The following is a 20,764-nucleotide window of genomic DNA, read 5'->3' on the forward strand; positions in this document are numbered from 1 at the left end:
GAGGAAAAATGGATAAATACAAGGCATAAAATTTAGTCAGTAGTTATTCACCTTATAAATTTTATAACGCTGTAGTTATTCATTTTAACCATTAAAAATGAGCAGGTAATTAATCAACTTGGTATAATACCAAGTTGATTAAATTGACTCGTAAATAAGCCCCCTATTGATATTAAAATAAAACAAATGAATTTAACTATTTATTATGGCTTTTTTTCATACGGTTAAACTACCGCATGCAACAAGCGAAATAGTCAGATTGTCGGATAAAAGATGACAAATTTGATTACACTGGCACAATGGTAGTCAGACAAGTGCTGCTTTGCCTAAATATCAAACAGTTCCCAAGGTAATAATAAAAAGGATATGCAATGAAAGCTACTTTTGCTCTGCTACTTATGTGCTTTAGTACATTAAGTTTCGCAGCTGAGCAGGCCGAAGAGATTTTTAAAAAACTGGCCCCATCACTTTATCAAATTCGCTTAATTGACAAAGCCAGTGGTGAAAAGTCATCTATTGGTTCGGGTTTTCAAATTAGCAGTAATGGCCTTATTGCCACTAATTATCATGTTATTTCCGGTTTTGCACGTCACCCTCATAAGTACAACATTGAATATTTAGACCACCAAGGTAACCAAGCGCCATTAACCTTAAAAAGTGTTGATGTCATTAATGACCTAGCGATAGTGCAACGTGAAGTCACGACTGAAATGCCTTTTTTTCAGCTTGCCACACAGGCGCCGACTAAAGGTGAAGAACTGTATTCATTAGGTAACCCACATGATTTAGGCATGATAGTCGTACCTGGTACTTATAACGGTTTAAAAAATGAATCATTTAACGACCGAATTCATTTTACTGGCTCAGTTAACTCAGGTATGAGTGGTGGCCCAGTGGTTAATAAAAATACCGAAGTTGTCGGTATTAATGTCGCAACTTCGGGTAATCAAATTGGTTTTTTAGTGCCGCACGACAAGCTACTTGAACTTTATCTAGCCTATAAAAATAACCCACCAGAGAGTATTGATCAGCAAATGGCTGCACAACTCATGCGAAATCAAGAAAAGTTAATCACCACAATCCTAAACAGTGATTGGCAACTTAAACAGTTAGGACGAGGGTTAATTCCAACCATTGATGTACCTTTTGTACGTTGTTGGGGTGAATCAAATTCAGATAAAACCGACGCACAAATTATGGCGGCTGTTGCTAATTGTGACCTAGATGAAAACACTTACATTTCTTCTGATTTCTTTACCAGTTCGCTAGAGATGGAATATCGCTATATGGAATCAGATAAAATTAGTAGCACTAAGTTTTACCATATTTTTGAACGCCAGTTAAACCAAGCCGCGCCAGGTAATAAAGCCGGTAAAGATGATGTCACTGAATATCAATGCCACCATGACATTGTTATGCCACAAAGCAGTAATATTAAGAATAAAGCCGTGTTTTGTACCCGCGCTTATAAAGACTTTCCCGCACTTTACGATGTGCTCTACATTGCTATCTCAATCGATCACGAACAATACGCATTGCTCAGCCATTTTACGATTTCAGGTGTTGCACAAGAAACCTCATTAGCCTTTCTAGCTAAATTTATGGAGTCGGTTTCATGGAAATAATCATTGAAGAAATCAGTCATGGCCACAAGTTATTAAGCCGCCATAAGTTTGCGTCAAATAACATTACCATTGGCCGCGGTTACGACAACGATATTATTATTAGTGACCCTCACGTTTGCGCTGATCACCTGCAACTGCATTTTAATGGTGAGCATTGGCTAGTCGATGATCAAGGCTCAATTAATGGCAGTTATCTTGAAGACAGTAAAAACAATGTTATTCAACACCAAGTGCGTTCTGGTGACATTATTACTATTGGAAAAAGCCAAGTTCGTTTTGTGTTTCCCAGCCATCCGGTTTCAGAAAGCATCGCAATTAGCCCGTTTGAAGGCTTAATTCACTTAGCGCGTCACCCAATAGTACTAGCGCTAAGCATGACCTTATTTGCCTTTATTGGCGGTTGGATTATTAATTTAAACAATGTTAATGAAGTTAGCTTAACGCAAATACTCGTGCCAACCATCGGCTTAACGTTAGGTTTTGCCTTATGGCCAGCGGGTATTGCCTTAGTGTCGCATTTAACCAAACACGATGGCCGTTTTTGGACCCAAATGGGTATTAGCTTTATCTTCTTCAACTTAATGTGGCTCAGTGATATTTTTGAAAACATTGTGCACTTTAATACCTCAAGCAACGCTTCAATGTTATGGCTGCTGGCTATTATCCCTTTGTTACTGGCGTTTTGTTTATTTTGGCTCAACTGTTACGTCGGTTTTCATATGACCTTACAGCGCAGGAGTGTAGTGTCTTTATGTCTGGTGTTATTATTATTTGGTGGTAGCTTTATCGTACAGCTAAGCAAGCAACCCGACTTTAATCCACGGCCACAGTTTGACACCACCATCATGTCACCAGCCTTCTTATTCGCGCCAAGTAGCAATGTGGAGACCTTTGTTAGTGATGCTAGCAAGTTATTTGAAAAGGCAACGCAAAGCGCTGAAGAAGAGAGTAAAGAGTAGCCCAATAACAACTAAGCCGTCACAAGTACGACGGCTTAGTTATTTTTATGGCTTATTAAAGCAAAAATTTAACTATTAAGGCTTAGCAATAAAGCCAACCGCCTGATAAACCTCAGCCAGTAACTTACTAGCACGCGCAGAGGCTTTTTCAGCACCTTTGCGCATCACTTCATCTAAGTAGGCTTGGTCATTACGAAATTGATGATAACGTGCTTGAATAGGCGCTAATAAAGCCACTACAGCTTCAGCTACATCAGCTTTTAAATGACCATACATTTTATCTTCATATTCAGGTACAAGTTCAGCCACTGACTTACCTGTGGTGCACGATAAAAGTGATAGTAAGTTTGACACACCTGGCTTTTCAGCTATATCAAAATAGATATTCGCTTGCTCGTCAGAGTCAGTTACCGCACGTTTAATTTTCTTGGTAACTTTCTTGGTGTCTTCTAATAAACCAATAAAATTACCTGGGTTAGTATCAGACTTTGACATTTTTTTAGTTGGCTCTAATAAACTCATCACCCGGGCGCCAAATTCTGGAATATAAGGCTCTGGCACTTTAAAAGTTTCACCATGTAGATTATTAAAACGTGTGGCTATATCACGGGCTAATTCTAAATGTTGCTTTTGGTCATCGCCAACCGGCACTTTGTTCGCACCGTACAATAAAATATCTGCCGCCATTAATACCGGATAAGTAAACAAACCTGAATTCATGTTAGCTTCAGACTTTGCCGACTTATCTTTGTATTGTGTCATGCGGTTTAACTCACCCATTTGGGTGTAGCAATTTAATACCCAACTCAATTGCGCGTGCTCTGGCACATGTGACTGAATAAAAATGGTGCTTTTTTCTGGATCAACACCACAAGCTAAATACAAGGCTAAACCATCTAATGTCGCTTTACGTAACTCTTCAGGCTTAGGACGCACAGTAATCGCATGTTGATCAACCAGCATGTAATAACATTCGTGGCTATCTTGCATGTCCACCCATTGCTTTAACGCGCCAAGATAATTACCAATAGTTAACTCGCCCGATGGCTGGCAGCCACTTAATACAATAGGTTTACTCATTTTTTATCCTTCAATTTTTTAATTTTAATATGATTGATTTCAGTATAATTAATTAATGATGTTTTATTTAACCCTTGCCAGTGCTGCACGCATTTCATCAATGGCGACTTTATAATCTGGCTTGGAAAAAATGGCTGAGCCCGCAACAAACATATCTGCACCCGCTTTAGCTATTTCGGCAATATTATCCGCTTTAACACCACCATCAACTTGCAAGCGGATATCGTAACCACTAGCAGCAATTTTTTCACGTACTAAACGTAACTTATCTAAAGTGGTAGGAATAAACGACTGACCACCGAAACCAGGATTGACTGACATTAATAAAATAACGTCGAGCTTATCCATCACAAAATCTAAAACCTGCAGTGGCGTTGCCGGATTTAGCACTAAACCAGCTTTACAACCATGATCTTTTATCAGCTGTAAGGTTCTATCAATATGGTCGCTCGCTTCCGGATGAAAGGTAATAATATCAGCGCCCGCTTTGGCAAAATCAGGAATAAGGCGATCAACCGGTTTTACCATTAAATGCACATCAATCGGCGCGGTAATACCGTAGTCTCGTAATGACTTACAAATCATGGGACCAAAAGTCAGGTTTGGCACAAAATGATTGTCCATTACATCAAAATGAATTACATCAGCACCAGCGCTGAGTACATTAGCAACATCTTCACCCAAACGAGCAAAGTCTGCCGATAAAACTGAGGGAGCAATTAAAAAATTAGACATAATGATAACCTTAAAAAAATTTGCGCTACTTTACCCCAATTACAGTAATTTTGCGACTGAGAACCAGCACAAAAATCGATATTAAAAGCAATAATAACCCTAGTATTAAAGCTGAGATATTGGCCTATAACTTAACATTTTCTTAAGGTTGTTAATTATGATGCTTAAAACTGTGCACCTTTTTTGTACATTAACGGCTTTTTTTGCACCAAGCCAGTACAAATAACGCCAATGACCAAACTAAAAAAACATAAAAACACTGTCAAGCAACTGAAAACAAAGTACTTATGATAAATTTTATTAATAGGCACTGTCTTTGCAATGTCCTTAGTAATTATAAAAACTTAGTGGACTAAAACATGAACAAAACAATGACCTCTCTATCAATTGCGATGATATTAACAACTTCTGCACTTACAGCAACGTCAGCATCTGCTACTGACATAGCAGGCTTAAGTGCTAATGTTGGCGCGGTATCACAATATATCTTCCGTGGTGTCGTACAAACAGACACAGCATCTGCTAGTGCTGGTGTTGATTATGAAAACAGTGGCTTTTATATTGGTACTTGGGCAGCTGACGTGCAAGAGGGTTTAGAAGTAGACATTTATGGCGGTTACGGTGGTGAATTAGACGGTGGTGTAGGTTATAGCCTTGGCTTTACGACTTACCAATACACCGGTGATTTTGATACGGCTTATAACGAAGTAAACTTAGGTTTAAGCTACGGTATGTTGTCATTGTCTTATAATGTCGGTGAGTGGGAAGTTGAAGCGGGTCCAGACCAAGACTATGATTTCTTATCTGCAACGGTTGAACATAAAGGTTTTTATGCCACTTACGGCACTTGGGGTAAGGATTTTGACGGCGATTACCTAGAAGCCGGTTACAGTACAGCAGTTTCAGGCTTTGATGTAGGTATTGCTCTTGTTGCTAATTCAAAAGAATTAGCTGGTACACAAAGTGACGAAAACCTAGTATTTAGCATAGGTACATCTTTCTAAGACATCGCTAATTAACCGCTAAAAAAAGAAGAGTAATACTTTTTTTATGGTTAATAAAACACAGGTTAATTAATTTATTAGTGAATTTGTTAGTGAATTTGGTGCGATACTTTTGTCATAAAGTATCGCGCAAAAGCTTTACTTAACCCTCCTGCTTAAATCTATTTATTGCCCCTTGGCATAACTTCCCGCAAGCAAAATATTTAATTTAAGCCTTTAATTTTCACTTGCTGCTGACGATGATTCAACTGCTGACAAATAGTGACCAAGTCAGCATGAAGGCCACCAGCAGTGACATCACGCCCGGCACCTGGGCCACGAATAATCAGTGCGTTGTCTTGATACCACTCACTTTTAATTTGAAAAACATTATCGCATGGGGTTAATTGTGCAAAGGCGTCGTTATGGCTTAATGCTTCCAAGCTAACTTTCGCACTCACTTGACCATTATCGCTGATAAACCGAGCAACATAACCAATACCACAAGCTTTTGCTTGTGCTTGCTGTAAGCGCAAGAAAAACAATTCATCAAGCTCGGAAGTTCGTTGAAGAAATTCCTCTAAGCTAATATCACGTAATACCTCTGGCACTAAATTCTGACAGTCAATATCAGCCAATGACAATTCAAAACCTGCGGCACGCGCTAGAATTAATAGTTTACGTTGCACGTCTCGGCCCGATAAATCTTCTCGCGGATCTGGCTCAGTTAGTCCTTGCGCTAAGGCATTCGACAACAGCGCAGAAAATGGCGTTGTGCCATCGTAAAATTGAAATAGCCACGATAAAGTGCCCGAGAATATACCCGAAATTTCTGTTATTTTATCACCACTATTAATCAACTCTTTAATGGTCGAGTTAATCGGTAATCCGGCACCCACAGTAGTATTACCTAGCCATAGACTATTATTTTTTTCTGCGCTGTTAACCAATTGCTGATAATTTTTAGTGCTTGAAGATGCCGCCCACTTGTTTGCGCCAATAACATGAATGCCACGGGCAAAAAATTCTTCATACAACTGACTAAAATCTTCGCTGGGTGTGATATCAACAACAATTAACTCGTCATAAGGATGATTAGTCAACCAAGTTAACAGTTGCTCACTGTCGTAGGGCTGCGCTTGTTGTTGATAATGTAACAAAGCATTAGCAACATCGATGCCATCGGTATTTATTAAGGCTTTACTTGCCCCGACTAAGGCGACTAAATGCACATTGTCTAAACCTGAAACACGCGCTATTTGCCTTGGTAACATGGTTAAAAATCGTTGACCAATATTACCTAATCCGGCAACAACGAGGGCAATGTTTTTCGCGTCTTTGGTCATATCTGCGTGAACATTATTGAGTATTTCACTCGAGCATGGCTCAGGTAAAACCGCAATATAACTGTGTTCATTAAAAGCATGTAAAAAATGTAAGCTTTGCTGATGCTTAAGCGCCCTTTTGAACCTAGCGCGCATATCGCCTTGTTTCGCCACGCTATGGCCAACAATGGCAATAATCGCTACCGGCCTAAAAGTGACTTCAGTGTCATGACTTGCTAACCATTGACTAACCGCTTTTTGCTGGGCCTGCGTTACCACGATGTAACCTTCATCAAGATTGTAACAAATCGGTGAAAATTCACTTACCGCTAATGCGCCAGATTTAGCTAAAAAGCTGGTTGATTTTGCTAATATTAAATCGTTTAAACTAGTTACCGAAAGTTCTTGTTTCGCTATTTGGCCAAACTTGCCTATTTCACTACCGCTAATCTCAGGTGCAAAACTACTGGCAACGTGTAAATGAGTATTATGGTTGGTTAACGGCTGTAAGGTTTTGGCATGTAATACTGGATTACCCAGACGGCCAAGCTCATTGGCAACAGCATTAGGTAAACGGTGTAATTTTCTTGCTAAAGGTACAAGCCTTGGGTCGGCACTATAAATACCATCAACGTCAGTCCAAAGCGTGACATTGCGCGCCCCTGATAATGCCGCCATTATGGTTGCTGAATAATCGCTACCGTTACGCCCTAACGTACAGGCTTGTTGCTGTTGATTACGCGCAATATAACCAGTAATAATCACCAGTTGGTCTGGTTGTCGAAGCGGTAAAAAACCTTTTTCGCTTGCGGTATAGTCAATAACACAATTTTTTTCATCTTTTAGTAAAATAAAGTTTCTGGCATCCAACATATAACTGGGACAAACACTTTCACTTAATACTGCGGATAATAGTCGCGCTGACCACATCTCACCAAAAGCTAATAAGTCATTTTGATAACTAAGGAGATCACTCGGCGGATCACTGAGTAAATGTTCTGCTATTTGTATAATGTCGTCGCTTAGTAAACTTTTTAGTCTGGCGGCACTACTGGCATTTAAGAGTTCATCAATTAACTGAGCTTGCGTCGCATCAAGTGCAGTAATAGTGTCCAGTAAATGCTCACGCAAGCTGTTTACATCATTACTCGTGCTCACTTGCTCAGTGCTAAGCAAAGTTATTTCATGCAGCTCAACCGCGAGTTGGTAAAGATTAAATAACGCGTCCGTAGTATTGCCATTAGCAGAGACCACAATAATGTCATTGAGCTGGCAGTGCTGACGAATAATATCCACCACACGTTCAATGCAAGCACTGGTTGCTAGGCTACTACCGCCAAACTTATGGACATTACAGGCAACTTTTGCCAGGTGATTTTTTGCAGAGCTGAGCGTTACCGCTGTATTTGAATCGATCATTTGATTACCACAGGTATAACAACCTTGTTATACCGCCTTTAAATTATTTATCTATAACACTCAAGCCAGAGTACATTTATACGACTTTACACTTGGCTAGCATCGAGCGCCTGAGATAGGTCGGTAAGCAAATCGTCAATATCTTCAATACCAACAGAAAGTCGCACTAATGACTGGGTAATGCCGGCGGTAAGTTGTGCTGCAATTTCCATTCCGGCATGGGTCATGGTTGAGGGATGACAGATCAAACTTTCAACGCCACCCAGTGATTGTGCCAAGGTAAAAAGTTCAAGTTTATCAAACAGTATTTTAACCGCTTCAACGCCACCTTTAAGCTCAAAACTCATCATAGCGCCAAAATCATTTTGCTGTTTTTTAGCTAATTCATGTTGTGGATGGCTAGCTAAACCCGGAAAATAAACCTGTTGAATAGCCGAGTGCTGTTGTAAAAATTTTGCCACAACATTGGCATTAATTTGATGCTGCTTCATCCGTATCGGTAAGGTTTTCAAACCACGCAAGGCTAAAAAGCTATCAAAAGCTGAGCCGGTAATACCAATGCAGTTTGCCCACCAAGCTAGTTTTTCACCTAAGGCTTGTTCTTTGGTGACTAGAACACCGCCAACCACATCGCTATGACCATTAATGTATTTAGTGGTCGAGTGAAAAACAATATCAGCACCCAATAACAAGGGCTGCTGTAATACCGGCGACATAAAGGTGTTATCAACGGCGACTAATGCGCCCACTTGATGAGCTTGTTGGGTAATCGCGGTAATATCGACTAAGCGCAATAATGGATTGCTCGGTGATTCAACTAAGACTAATTTAGGTTTTGTTGCTAATGCTTGGGCCAAGGCTGGTTGATCATTTTGATCAACCACCACGAGAGTAAACTGACCCCGCTTGGCAAGATGAGTAAATAAACGAAAACTTCCGCCGTAACAGTCATGTGGAATAACCACTGTGTCTTGAGTATTAAGTAATTGGCAAATAAGATGCACAGCTGCCATGCCGGTATTTGTCACAATGCCGACAGCACCTTGCTCTAAATCTGTAATCGCCTGAGCAAACGTAGCGCGAGTTGGATTACCGGTGCGTGAATAGTCAAACTGACGCTTGTCATTAAAACCTTTCAGTGCATAGGTGCTTGAAAGGTGCAGAGCTGGAATAACAGCGCCATGGTGTTGGTCACTATTAATACCTGCTCGAACAGCGGTAGTGGCAATTTTTTTCTCGCTCATGTGTACTCCGGTAAAAATATTTTCTATATAGATGTTTGGACGTCTATCAATCTAAATGCTTTAAAGCTCATGGTCAAGTACTTTAGACTTCTAAACTTCTACACATTCGTTATTGACTCACGCCCCACAACCAGTAAAATCAAACAGTAAGAATAAATTTATCACAAACTGACTTACCAGACAGATTTAACAGCGATAAGTTTATCTCAATTAATTAGCATAGAGGAATATTCATGGCAGAGTGGAATGGCGAGTATATTAACCCATACGCCGAACACGGGAAGAAAAGTGAACAAGTCAAAAAGATCACCGTGTCTATCCCTTTACGTGTGTTAAAAGTACTCACTGATGAACGGACACGTCGCCAAGTGAATAACTTGCGCCATGCGACTAACAGTGAACTCTTATGTGAAGCGTTTTTGCACGCTTTTACTGACCAACCATTACCTGACGATAGTGACTTGGCTAAAGACAACACACAAAAATTACCAGCCAGTGTTCGCAGGGCCTTAGAAGCACAAGGTGTAACTGACTTTAGCGAATACGAAACTGAAATTGACGAAGAAGTAGAAGATTAAACCGGATATAGCCCTTTGGCTTTATAAATGAAAAAAGGCGCTTAAAGCGCCTTTTTTATTACCATAAAATTATTTGCTACACTGAAAATCTTCATTTTTAAATAATATAAACAAAGGTTTTTAATGGCACTTTTTTTTCAAAAAATTTAGACTTTTTCAGCTATTCAACTAGCTCAACAAGCTCAACAAGCCATATAACGCTAAAGCCACCATATTTACGCTAGCCTAAACTAGAGCAGCAAAAAAATTGTTAGCCGTTATAATTTTCTGGCATCGGGAGCGCAGCCACACCTGAGTCTACCGCCGCTTGTGCAACCGCAATTGCAACAGCTGAACGTAAACGTGAGTCCATGGGTTTTGGAATAATATAATCTTTACCAAAGCTTAAGCTGTCACAGCCGCTAGCCGCTAATACTTCAGCCGTTACTTGCTCTTTTGCTAAGGTGCGAATGGCATGCACAGCGGCAATTTTCATTTCGTCATTGATGATACGTGCGCGCACATCTAAAGCACCACGAAAAATAAAGGGGAAACAAAGTACGTTGTTAACTTGGTTTGAGTAGTCTGAACGCCCGGTAGCGATAATTAAATCATCACGTGTTGCCAAAGCCAGTTCAGGTTTAATTTCGGGATCTGGGTTTGAACACGCAAAAATCACGGGCTTAGCGGCCATAAGCTTTACGTGGGAAGGTAATAGTAAGTTAGGGCCAGATACACCAACAAATACGTCAGCACCCTCGATGGCGTCATCTAACGTGCGCTTATCAGTATTGTTAGCAAATAATTTTTTATATTCATTTAAATCATCACGGCGGCTATGAATAACGCCTTTAGTGTCGAGCATATAAATTTTTTCACGTTGCGCGCCACATTTAATCAGCAGTTCCATACAGGAAATTGCAGCGGCACCCGCACCCAGGCAAACAATATTGGCGTGTCGAAGTTCTTTACCTTGAATCTCTAGCGCATTGATCATGCCTGCGGCGGTTACAATAGCAGTACCGTGTTGATCATCATGAAATACCGGTATTTTACAGCGTTCAATGAGTGCTTTTTCAATAACAAAACATTCAGGCGCTTTAATATCTTCTAAGTTGATGCCACCAAAGCTGTCAGCAATATTAGCGACCGTGTTAATGAAGTCTTCAACAGTGTTATGGTTAACTTCAATATCAAACGAGTTAATGCCAGCAAAGCGTTTAAACAATAACGCTTTGCCTTCCATCACAGGTTTAGAGGCCATTGGCCCTAAGTTACCTAGACCTAAAATAGCGGTACCATTAGTAATAACAGCGACAGTATTGCCTTTACCGGTATATTTATAAACATCATCAGGATTTGCAGCAATAGCGCGAACAGGCTCAGCAACACCAGGACTATAGGCAAGTGAGAGATCTTTGCTGGTTTCAGCAGGGGTCGTTAATTCAACACTAATTTTGCCCGGCGTTGGGTATTGATGGTAATCAAGTGCTTGTTGGCGAAGATCTGTCATGTTTATTCCTAATGTGTGAGTCTTATGCATGAATTTACGTTAGCACTATTATTGCTGTTTATATACTATTGCAATCCACTAGCTAATTTCAAGCTGTTTTGTATATATTAATTCGCTACAAGCTATAATTAATAAAGGCTTATTAGTTTCATATTTCACATAACTTAGCTAAATATTGTACATAAACTGCAAACTAATGATAGAAAAACAAGCATTAGAATACCTTATCAAACCATAAGTAGTTTAATTATATAGATTGAGTTTAAGTCCCTTGTTTTAGTTATAAAGCTATGCACGTTTGTATCATTTCATGATAACTAACAAAATTAAGCACAACAGATCTACCTTTGCTTTTAACTATCTTCCTAACCACGCTCTAGCCCGGATTAAGACGACTTAGGCTAACTTACGCGATGCTAGATTTTAACCTTGATACCGACACTGGCTGTTATACCAATTTGATTAATTAATCAGATTGGTATAACAAAGCAAAAGTTAATAATGACCTAATTTTAGCGATAAAAAAACCACCTAGAAGGTGGTTTTTAGAAAGTGAGTAAACGATGAAATTTAATTATTCGTCAAACGGATTAACTAAAATCATGGTCTCAATTCGATCTGGGCCGGTTGAAATAATATCAACAGGTACACCAGTAATCTCTTCAATACGTTTAATGTAAGCAATCGCATTAGCCGGTAAGGCATCAACAGAAGTAGCACCAACGGTGGTTTCGCTCCAACCTGGCATTTCTTCATACACTGGGGTAATTTTTTCGTAACCTTCAGCGGCTGTTGGTGGCACAGTAATGATGTCGCCTTCAGCTGTTTTATAGCCAGTACATATTTTTAATGTTTTCAAGCCATCTAAAACATCAAGCTTAGTTAAACAAAAACCACTAATACTGTTAACTTGCACTGCACGATGCATAGCGACAGCGTCAAACCAACCACAACGACGTTCACGGCCAGTAGTCGCACCAAATTCATGGCCGACAGTGCCTAAGTGATTGCCCACTTCGTCATCTAATTCAGTTGGGAATGGTCCTGAGCCGACACGTGTAGTGTATGCTTTAGTGATACCTAATACGTAATCTAAGTAAAGTGGACCAAAACCACTGCCAGTAGCAACACCACCCACTGTGGTATTTGACGATGTTACATAGGGGTATGTACCGTGGTCAATATCAAGCAATGTACCTTGTGCACCTTCAAACATAATAGATTCGCCCGCTTTACGCGCTTGATCTAGCATTTCAGAGATATCAGCAACCATGCCTTTAATGGTGTTAGCAACCGCCATAACGTCAGCTAATACTTCGTCATAACTGACGGGTTCAGCTTGATAATATTGCGTTAAGACAAAATTATGGTATTCCATAATTTCTTTTAATTTCGCAGCAAATGATTCTGCGCAAAATAAATCACCAACACGTAAACCGCGACGAGCCGCTTTATCTTCATAAGCTGGACCAATGCCACGACCTGTAGTACCAATAGCTTTGCTACCACGCGCTTTTTCACGAGCAGCATCTAGTGCGTTGTGATAAGGAAGAATTAATGGACATGCATCGCTAATTAAAAGCCGGTCACGTACAGGTACGCCGCGTGCTTCTAACATTGCCATTTCTGTCATAAGAGCTTTAGGACAAAGAACAACACCGTTACCGATTAAACATTTTACGTTGTCACGTAATACGCCAGATGGAATAAGATGTAAAACGGTTTTTTCACCATCAATGACTAGTGTATGACCCGCATTGTGGCCACCTTGATAGCGCACTACATATTTGGCTTTATCAGTAAGTAAGTCGACGACTTTACCTTTACCTTCGTCACCCCATTGGGTGCCTAGAACTACGACGTTTTTACCCATGTTCACATTTTGGTAAGAAAATTAAGCGAAGATTCTATCAAATATCAATATTGAGTCCAAGCAATAATTGTTGAATTTTAATGCGTTATTAAAAAAACCAGTGGTAGTGCAGAGTTAGCCAAGAAATTAATTTACTAACCAAAACAACGCAAGACCGATTAACAACAAAAACAAACCTATTTGGCGAATAGTATTAGCCGGTTCATTAGCTAGTTTTAAAACATAAGTCCGCCATTTATTTGGAAAAAGTGCTGGGACTAGCCCTTCAATAATTAACACAATAGCAAGTGCCATGAGCAGTGTGGACAGCATATAAACTCCTTATTATAGTAATACCAAATTGATTAATTACCTGCTCATTTTTTAATGGTTAAAATAAAAAATTATGGCGTTATAAAATTTATCCATTTTTCCTCATGAAAAAGTTAGTTATACCAGTTCCATTAAGTTTGTGATCTTGTTGTGCGCAGGAAAAATAACTCAAGGTAAGGCGCTCGATTGAGCAATAGCTGGCTATTGGGATTGAGAGCAACACAGCCTTGAGCTATTTTAACTAGTACAAGTGAGCAATAACTTAATGGGATTGGTATTACACGTTTAATCAAATTGCTATAAATGCAATCAAAAAAAATATCCAACACTTTAATGATATTCACTGAGTCATAAAAACAAAAAAGCCATGACAATGTCATGGCTTTTAAATCATTATTTAACCTTAAGTATTAATCAGCTTTTTTAGCATTCTTTAGGTAATTAAAGAAATCACTATCTGGTTTAACAATTAAGATATCACTCTTAGCACTAAAACTGTTTTCATAAGCTTCTAAACTACGGAAGAAATTATAAAACTCAGCGTCTTGGGTATAAGAATCAGCATACACTTTTGCAGCTAGGGCGTCACCTTCACCACGAACTTCTTGTGCATTCTTTTGTGCTGTCGCTAACATAATCGTGACTTTAGCATCAATAGTCGCTCGAATGATTTCCGCTTGTTCTTGACCTTGTGAGCGATGTTCTTTCGCCACAGCGGTACGTTCAGCACGCATACGTTCGTAAATTGAATTACTGACTTCTGTAGGTAAGTTAATAGCTTTGATACGAACATCAATCACTTCAATACCTAAATCTTCACGGCTGCTTGTCGCACTTTCTAATGCTTGCGCCATAATGTCATCTCGATCGCCAGAAACAATTTCTTTAATCGTACGCGTACCAATCTCAGTACGTAGACCATTGTTTACTTTCTGTTTCAATAACGCACGAGCATTCTCAATTGAACCTGTAGTACGCAAATAGTAGGTTGAAAAGTTAACGATACGCCATTTAACAAATGAGTCGACCATTAAATCTTTCTTTTCAGATGTGACAAAACGATCGGGCTCTTCATCCAAAGTTTGAATACGCGCGTCAAGTTTACGTACGGTGTTAATAAATGGAAATTTAAAGTGTAAACCTGGCTCATAAACTTTCATGTCGCCGGTTTCACCATCACGCGTAATTTTTGAGAACTGGAAAACTATGCCACGTTGGCCTTCAGTCACAACAAAAACAGACGACACTGTTAGCACAAGTATTAAGGCAATAATTGCCAATATAAAATTCTTCATGGCTTAGTCTCTCCCATTATTGAAACGGTCATTACGACCGGATAATGCTGGTGCAGTATTAGTACTATTTGACGATTGGTTTATCGTCGATGTTGATTGTTGCGTAGCACTTTGACTACCAGATTGCTGTTGCATAATTTTATCTAATGGTAGATAAATCATGTTATTGCCACCGTCAACATCCACCATCACTTTGCTGGTGTTGCTATAAACTTTTTCCATCGACGTTAAATACATACGCTGACGAGTAACTTCAGGTGCCGCTTGATATTCAGGTAGTAACTTGTTGAAACGAGCAACATCACCTTCTGCATCAAGTAGTATCTGCGCTTTATAAGCTAATGCTTCTTGCTCTAAACGCTTCACACGACCACGAGCACGAGGTTCAATACCTCTAGCATACGCTTCTGCTTCACGTAAGAAACGCACTTCATCTTCTTGCGCAGCAATGGCATCATCAAAAGCGTCTTTAACTTCTTCAGGAGGACGAGCGTCCTTAAAGTTAACATCAACAACAATCAAACCTAAGTTATAAGGTTCAATAATTTCTTCTAACTCTTTCCATACCGCTTGGCGCACAGCTTCTCGACCACTGGTCAAGATGTCATCCATTCTCGAGTGACCAACAACATAGCGCAAGGCACTATCAAGCGATTCACTTAAGCTTTCATCAGCATTAGTCACACTGAAAATGTAATTACGTGCATTAACAACGCGGTATTGAATTTGCATTTCAACACGAACAACATTCTCATCTTTGGTTAGCATAAAGCCTGAAGAAGGAAGGTTACGTGTGGTTTGCATATCAACCGGAATAATACGTTCAGCGAAGGTCCATTTCCAACGTAAACCAGGTTCTACCGTGCCAGCATATTGGCCAAAGCGTAAAACGATACCTTTTTCAGCTTCTTTAATAGTAAAAAAGCCAGCGAAGGCATAGCCCAAAATCGCCACAATAAGCACTACCATGATGCCGATACTAGAAAAATTCTTCCCCGCTCCGCCTCCTGATTTGTTGCCACCAAAAATACCGCCAAACTTATTACCGATATCTTTTAATAAATCGTCTAAGTCAGGTGGACCTTGGTTTTTGCCACCTTTGTTTTTCCAGGGGTCTTTCTCATTGTTCCCCGGTTCATTCCAAGCCATGCTATTCTCCGCTATAAAAATTAATGCGCTAACTGCTATATTAAGAACGTTAATATAGCAGTCTGTTAAGTGTGAATAAAGTGCTCTATTTCTGCTTCGTCTTGTTTTAGTAACTGATTCCATTCTCTCACAGGTAATTTTATAGCTAATAAACAATTACCTTGCTCGTCATAATGTTCATCAGTAATACAATTTAACTGGTAAAGTTGACCACGAAGTTTACCGGCACTAGGCGGTAAACAAAGTACGTGTTTGATAATTTTTTTACCTAATCGTTCTGACAATGCTTGAAATAAAAGCTCAATGCCAATACCTTGCTGAGCTGACAACCAAACACGAATAGGTAGTCCTTGCTCATCACGATCAATTCTAGGCTCAACATCATCTAACTGGTCTATTTTATTACAAATTAATAATTGTGCTACATCACCCGCTTCGATTTCTTGTAAAACTTCTTCCACTTGTTCAATATTTTCGCTACGTCGTTCATCAGCAATATCGATAATGTGCAACAACAACTCTGCTTCTCTTGTTTCAGTTAACGTCGCTTTAAATGCGGCAACTAAATCATGCGGTAGATGACGTATAAATCCTACGGTGTCAGCCAGAATAACACGGCCGACTTCATCCACTTCAATTTTACGCAACGTTGGGTCTAAGGTGGCAAACAATTGATCGGCTGTATAAACACCCGCCTGCGTTATTTGGTTAAATAATGTTGACTTACCTGCATTGGTATAGCCCACTAAGGAAAGTGTTGGGATTTCAGCTCTAGTTCTCGCCCTACGCCCCTGTTGCCTTTGCTTTTCAACTTTTGCCAAGCGCTTACGAATATTGACCATACGTTCACGTAGTAAACGCCTATCTGTTTCCAACTGCGTTTCGCCTGGCCCACGTAAACCAATACCCCCTTTTTGGCGCTCTAAGTGAGTCCAACCGCGTATCAGCCGTGTGCTCATATGACGTAACTGCGCTAATTCTACTTGTAATTTGCCTTCATGAGTTCGAGCTCGTTGGGCAAAAATATCCAAAATTAACGTCGTACGATCAACCACTCGACATTGACATAAGGCTTCAATGTTTTTTTCTTGAGATGGCGATAAGCTATGATTAAACAAGACGATATTCGCATCGAACATACGTACAGCATCAGCAACTTCTTGCACTTTGCCTGTACCAACAAAGTATTTCGGGTGCGGGGTAGCGCGTTTACCTGTAACCGTATTTAACGCAGTTATACCAGCCGAACTTACAAGCATTTCAAACTCTTGTAGGTCTTCGCGGGTATTATCATCGGGAAAATCTAGATGAACAAGTATAGCCTGCTCACCTGCCTGATATCTATCAAACAAATGAGCGACTCAATACAATACTAGCTTTTTGCATTAATCTTCTAAGTCCTGATTAACTTGTGGAACCGGCATACTCGTTACCGCTCTAGCTGGCACTACCGTCGAGATAGCGTGCTTGTATACCATTTGACTAACGGTATTTTTAAGTAAAATTACAAACTGATCAAATGACTCTACTTGCCCTTGTAGTTTAATGCCATTAACCAAATAAATTGCTACAGGAATACGATCACGACGTAACGCATTCAAAAATGGGTCTTGTAAAGATTGCCCCTTTGCCATTGTTAGGTACCTTTTTTTATTTTTAGTAAAAGTTAAGTATTCTGTTTGAATACTTTATTAAAATTATTCAATAAAACTAGCTGGTTAATACACAGCTGCTTTGATTATACATCAATGTTTAAAGTTTGCTTACTGCCGATAAAATAACTTTTAAATTATTTTCATCTTCCATAGGTAACCAATGCAAGTTTTGCCAATTTCGCAACCAGGTTAACTGCCTTTTGGCTAACTGACGGGTTGCACAAATCCCTCTAAAAACCATCTCATCTTTATCATAGTCACCCGCTAGGTGTTGCCACATTTGTCGGTAGCCAACACAACGAATAGCCGGCAGGTCAAAGTGCAAATCAGCTCTTTCTTTTAAGCTGCTCACTTCTTGTTCAAAACCTTGTGCTATCATTTGCGTAAAGCGCAGCTCAATTCGCGCATGCAATTCGCTACGCTCTTGGGGTGCTATCGCAAACTGTAAAACATTTCCGTTGACTTTATCACCTTTTATTTCGGTCAATTGTGTCAAAGTGTTACCAGTTTTTCGATAAACTTCTATTGCTCTTGCAAGTCGCTGTGGATCATTAGGATGAATACGCTCTGCTGAAACAGGGTCAAAACTCTGTAACTCTTCGTGCATAGCAAGCCAACCTTTTTCAGCTGCTTCTAACGCTATCGCATCTCTAATACTTTGGTCAGCTTGAGGTAGCGGCGAGATACCATCAATCAAGCTTTTAAAGTACATCATAGTACCGCCCACCAACACAGGAATACGACCATTTTCTCGACTTATTGCAATCGCTTTAAGGGCGTCTTGACAAAAGTCAGCGGCAGAATAACTTTCGCTGGGATCTCTAATATCGATCAATTGATGTGGATAAGCAGCTAGTTCATGCGCTGTTGGTTTCGCCGTACCAATATCCATACCTTTAAAGACTAACGCTGAATCTACACTAATAATGTCACAGGGTAATGCATCATATAATGCCATTGCTAAAGCCGTTTTACCTGAGGCTGTAGGCCCCATTAAACAAATAACAGGTGGCTTTTTATTATCAATATGCTCTTGGTTTACCAGGTTATTCATTACGGTAATATTTTATCTAACTCATTTACAAAGGATGTGAGGTCTATGGCGACAGAATTCAAGCGCAATTGCTGTTCAAATTGACAATTAAAATCACTTTCAGCATTTTGCCAAATTTGTAAGGCCTGTGCTTGCGTGCAAGCTTCGCTTAACATTAGGGCGGCTAATGCCATCTGCCAATCTATTTCTGCGTAAACGCCATCTTGATGCTCAACGTCTAACTGCTTAATTAACTTATCAAAACTATGGGCTATATCTTTATTTCTTAACAAAGCAGGAAATTGTCGAATGTGTAATGTACTGGTCTGTAACTGACGAATTTCCATACCCATATGCTGAAATTGCTTTTCATTTATTTGCACAAATGTTGCTACTTTTTCACTGACCTTGATTTTTATTGGCAGTAATAACGGCTGGCTAACTAATTTTTCATGCCAACCTTGCTGAATGGCTTGCAGCTGTAGTAAATGATCGAGCTTGTTCACTGATAATAGACGTAACGCCTGACGTTGTTGGATAACCAGGTAATGTGGTGGCTGCCAAAATAAAATTTTTGTCATATCAGTCATTGCATCTTGAGTTAATGAAACTGTATTTGCTGATACTGGTATTGCTGTTGTTGATGAAAAGTCAGTGGTTACTGGTGCTATTTCAGGCTCGGTTACCTGTGAATCAAGCGCTAACGGTGTCATTAAATCACTGTAGGCTTTACTCGCTTGAGGATTTATTTTTGTCGAATAATGCCGCGCATTGGCTTGAGAAAAATTACCGCTGCTACCTGGCTCTTTATTATCACGGGTATGTGCAGGCGTTTGACTTACTGGCTGCGCACTCGCTAAAGGGTCACTTTGTTGATCGCTATCAGTGCTTGCCCGTAAAGGAGTAATAAAGCTGGAGGGTTGAGTCTTGGCTTGCTGATGAGTTTCAGCAACCTTATCAGTACTTAGAATTTCTCCAGTGGTATTATCAACATTGAGATCTAACTCATTAGTTAAAGCACGATGACAGACCGAATAAATAAAATCATGCACGTAACGCCCTTGATGAAAACGTACTTCATGTTTGGCTGGATGCACATTGACATCAACTTCACTAAAATCGAGTTGTAGAAACAAGACAAAGGCAGGATAACTGTCACTGGGCAGTAAATCTGCGTAAGATTGACGAATAGCATGATTAATTAACTTATCACGCATCATCCGGTTATTAACATAACTGTAGGTGAGATCATTTTGGTTACGGTAATAACTCGGTTCGGCAATCCAACCATGCAAATGTAGACCATCATGCTCACAGTTAATTTCTATTGCATGATCAATAAACTTTTGCCCACAAACTTGTGCAACCCTTTTACTACGCTGTACTGACGAATTAGCGACACGAAATTGTTTAACCACTTTATGGTTATGCGTGAGAACAAAGGTAATAGCAAAATTTGCTAAAGCGATACGTTTGATCACTTCTTCAATATGAGCAAATTCTGTTTTTTCCGTGCGTAAAAATTTTCGTCTAGCGGGGGTGTTAAAGAATAAGTCACTGACATCAATCGTGGTACCGTTAGGGTGAGCGGCGGGTTTGATTGACACCGCCATATCACGTCCTTCTGCATTTGCTTGCCACGCTGACTCTTGTGCCTCAGGTTTAGAGGTTAAGGTTAAGCGCGCAACAGAACTAATACTGGCTAATGCCTCACCACGAAAGCCCAAGCTACTAATGGCTTCAAGATCATCAAGGTCTTTAATTTTACTGGTGGCGTGTCGGCTCAGCGCTAACGCTAGCTCTGATTTGGCGATACCCTTACCATTATCGATAATGCGAATACGCTTGGCGCCGCCTTTTTCAATATCTATTCTAATGGTGGTAGCGCCAGCATCGATACTATTTTCTACCAGCTCTTTAACAACAGAGGCTGGACGTTCAACCACTTCACCAGCGGCAATTTGGTTAGCGAGGCGAGCGGGTAATATTGCAATGGTCATGCGAAAG

Annotated in this window: 17 protein-coding genes; 4 read left to right on the forward strand and 13 right to left on the reverse strand. The window is 39.9% G+C overall.

What is annotated here, in order from left to right; translation table 11 throughout:
* Positions 1 to 371 precede the first annotated feature (371 nt).
* Both ESZ39_RS12290 and ESZ39_RS12295 read left to right on the forward strand, forming a co-directional pair.
* Entirely contained in the window at positions 372 to 1,625 is a 1,254-nt protein-coding gene (locus ESZ39_RS12290) for a serine protease (RefSeq protein ID WP_146880194.1), read from the forward strand.
* Positions 1,616 to 2,584 carry an FHA domain-containing protein gene (locus ESZ39_RS12295; RefSeq protein ID WP_146880195.1) on the forward strand — a complete coding sequence of 323 codons (969 nt, stop codon included), beginning with the start codon at positions 1,616 to 1,618 and terminating at the stop codon, positions 2,582 to 2,584. Before ESZ39_RS12290 ends, ESZ39_RS12295 begins: the two co-directional genes overlap by 10 nt.
* Before the next feature lie 75 nt (positions 2,585 to 2,659).
* Here ESZ39_RS12295 and trpS read toward each other — a convergent pair whose 3' ends face one another.
* Entirely contained in the window at positions 2,660 to 3,664 is a 1,005-nt protein-coding gene (trpS, locus tag ESZ39_RS12300) for a tryptophan--tRNA ligase (RefSeq protein WP_146880196.1), read from the reverse strand.
* 63 nt (positions 3,665 to 3,727) lie between these two features.
* Positions 3,728 to 4,399: a ribulose-phosphate 3-epimerase gene (gene rpe, locus ESZ39_RS12305; protein ID WP_146880197.1), complete on the reverse strand. Its 672-nt coding sequence runs from the start codon at positions 4,397 to 4,399 to the stop codon at positions 3,728 to 3,730.
* A 359-nt stretch (positions 4,400 to 4,758) separates the two neighbouring features.
* Between rpe and ESZ39_RS12310 the strand changes: the two genes are divergently transcribed.
* Entirely contained in the window at positions 4,759 to 5,403 is a 645-nt protein-coding gene (locus ESZ39_RS12310) for a TorF family putative porin (RefSeq protein ID WP_223270371.1), read from the forward strand.
* 203 nt (positions 5,404 to 5,606) lie between these two features.
* Here the strand turns inward: ESZ39_RS12310 and metL are convergent, their stop codons facing one another.
* On the reverse strand, positions 5,607 to 8,126 hold the full coding sequence (gene metL, locus ESZ39_RS12315) for a bifunctional aspartate kinase/homoserine dehydrogenase II (RefSeq protein ID WP_146880198.1): 2,520 nt from the start codon (positions 8,124 to 8,126) through the stop codon (positions 5,607 to 5,609).
* Between the two features lie 86 nt (positions 8,127 to 8,212).
* Entirely contained in the window at positions 8,213 to 9,370 is a 1,158-nt protein-coding gene (gene metB, locus ESZ39_RS12320) for a cystathionine gamma-synthase (protein WP_146880199.1), read from the reverse strand.
* A gap of 233 nt (positions 9,371 to 9,603) precedes the next feature.
* On the opposite strand from metB, the gene metJ reads away from it, so the two are divergent.
* A complete protein-coding gene (gene metJ / locus ESZ39_RS12325) occupies positions 9,604 to 9,948 on the forward strand; it encodes a met regulon transcriptional regulator MetJ (RefSeq protein WP_146880200.1) in 345 nt (114 codons plus the stop codon).
* 250 nt (positions 9,949 to 10,198) lie between these two features.
* Here metJ and ESZ39_RS12330 read toward each other — a convergent pair whose 3' ends face one another.
* From ESZ39_RS12330 to mutL, 9 genes are all read right to left on the reverse strand, one after another.
* Positions 10,199 to 11,440, reverse strand: coding sequence for a malic enzyme-like NAD(P)-binding protein (locus tag ESZ39_RS12330; protein WP_146880201.1), 1,242 nt, complete (start codon positions 11,438 to 11,440; stop codon positions 10,199 to 10,201).
* A 574-nt stretch (positions 11,441 to 12,014) separates the two neighbouring features.
* Positions 12,015 to 13,313 carry an adenylosuccinate synthase gene (locus tag ESZ39_RS12335; protein ID WP_146880202.1) on the reverse strand — a complete coding sequence of 433 codons (1,299 nt, stop codon included), beginning with the start codon at positions 13,311 to 13,313 and terminating at the stop codon, positions 12,015 to 12,017.
* Between the two features lie 126 nt (positions 13,314 to 13,439).
* Positions 13,440 to 13,625 (reverse strand): DUF2065 domain-containing protein, encoded by a 186-nt coding sequence (locus ESZ39_RS12340; RefSeq protein WP_146880203.1) that lies wholly within the window; start codon positions 13,623 to 13,625, stop codon positions 13,440 to 13,442.
* A gap of 410 nt (positions 13,626 to 14,035) precedes the next feature.
* Positions 14,036 to 14,920 (reverse strand): protease modulator HflC, encoded by an 885-nt coding sequence (hflC, locus tag ESZ39_RS12345; protein ID WP_146880204.1) that lies wholly within the window; start codon positions 14,918 to 14,920, stop codon positions 14,036 to 14,038.
* 3 nt (positions 14,921 to 14,923) lie between these two features.
* Positions 14,924 to 16,069 carry an FtsH protease activity modulator HflK gene (hflK, locus tag ESZ39_RS12350; protein WP_146880205.1) on the reverse strand — a complete coding sequence of 382 codons (1,146 nt, stop codon included), beginning with the start codon at positions 16,067 to 16,069 and terminating at the stop codon, positions 14,924 to 14,926.
* 65 nt (positions 16,070 to 16,134) lie between these two features.
* A complete protein-coding gene (gene hflX, locus ESZ39_RS12355; RefSeq protein ID WP_146880206.1) occupies positions 16,135 to 17,421 on the reverse strand; it encodes a ribosome rescue GTPase HflX in 1,287 nt (428 codons plus the stop codon).
* Positions 17,422 to 17,454: 33 nt separating this feature from the next.
* Positions 17,455 to 17,703 (reverse strand): RNA chaperone Hfq, encoded by a 249-nt coding sequence (hfq, locus tag ESZ39_RS12360; protein ID WP_146880207.1) that lies wholly within the window; start codon positions 17,701 to 17,703, stop codon positions 17,455 to 17,457.
* A 118-nt stretch (positions 17,704 to 17,821) separates the two neighbouring features.
* Entirely contained in the window at positions 17,822 to 18,778 is a 957-nt protein-coding gene (miaA, locus tag ESZ39_RS12365) for a tRNA (adenosine(37)-N6)-dimethylallyltransferase MiaA (protein WP_146880208.1), read from the reverse strand.
* Complete coding sequence (gene mutL, locus ESZ39_RS12370; RefSeq protein ID WP_146880209.1) at positions 18,778 to 20,757, reverse strand: DNA mismatch repair endonuclease MutL; 1,980 nt, start codon at positions 20,755 to 20,757, stop codon at positions 18,778 to 18,780. Before mutL ends, miaA begins: the two co-directional genes overlap by 1 nt.
* Positions 20,758 to 20,764: the final 7 nt, after the last annotated feature.

The sequence above is a fragment of the Colwellia sp. C1TZA3 genome (genome assembly GCF_007954265.1).
Classification (GTDB): Bacteria; Pseudomonadota; Gammaproteobacteria; order Enterobacterales; family Alteromonadaceae; genus Cognaticolwellia.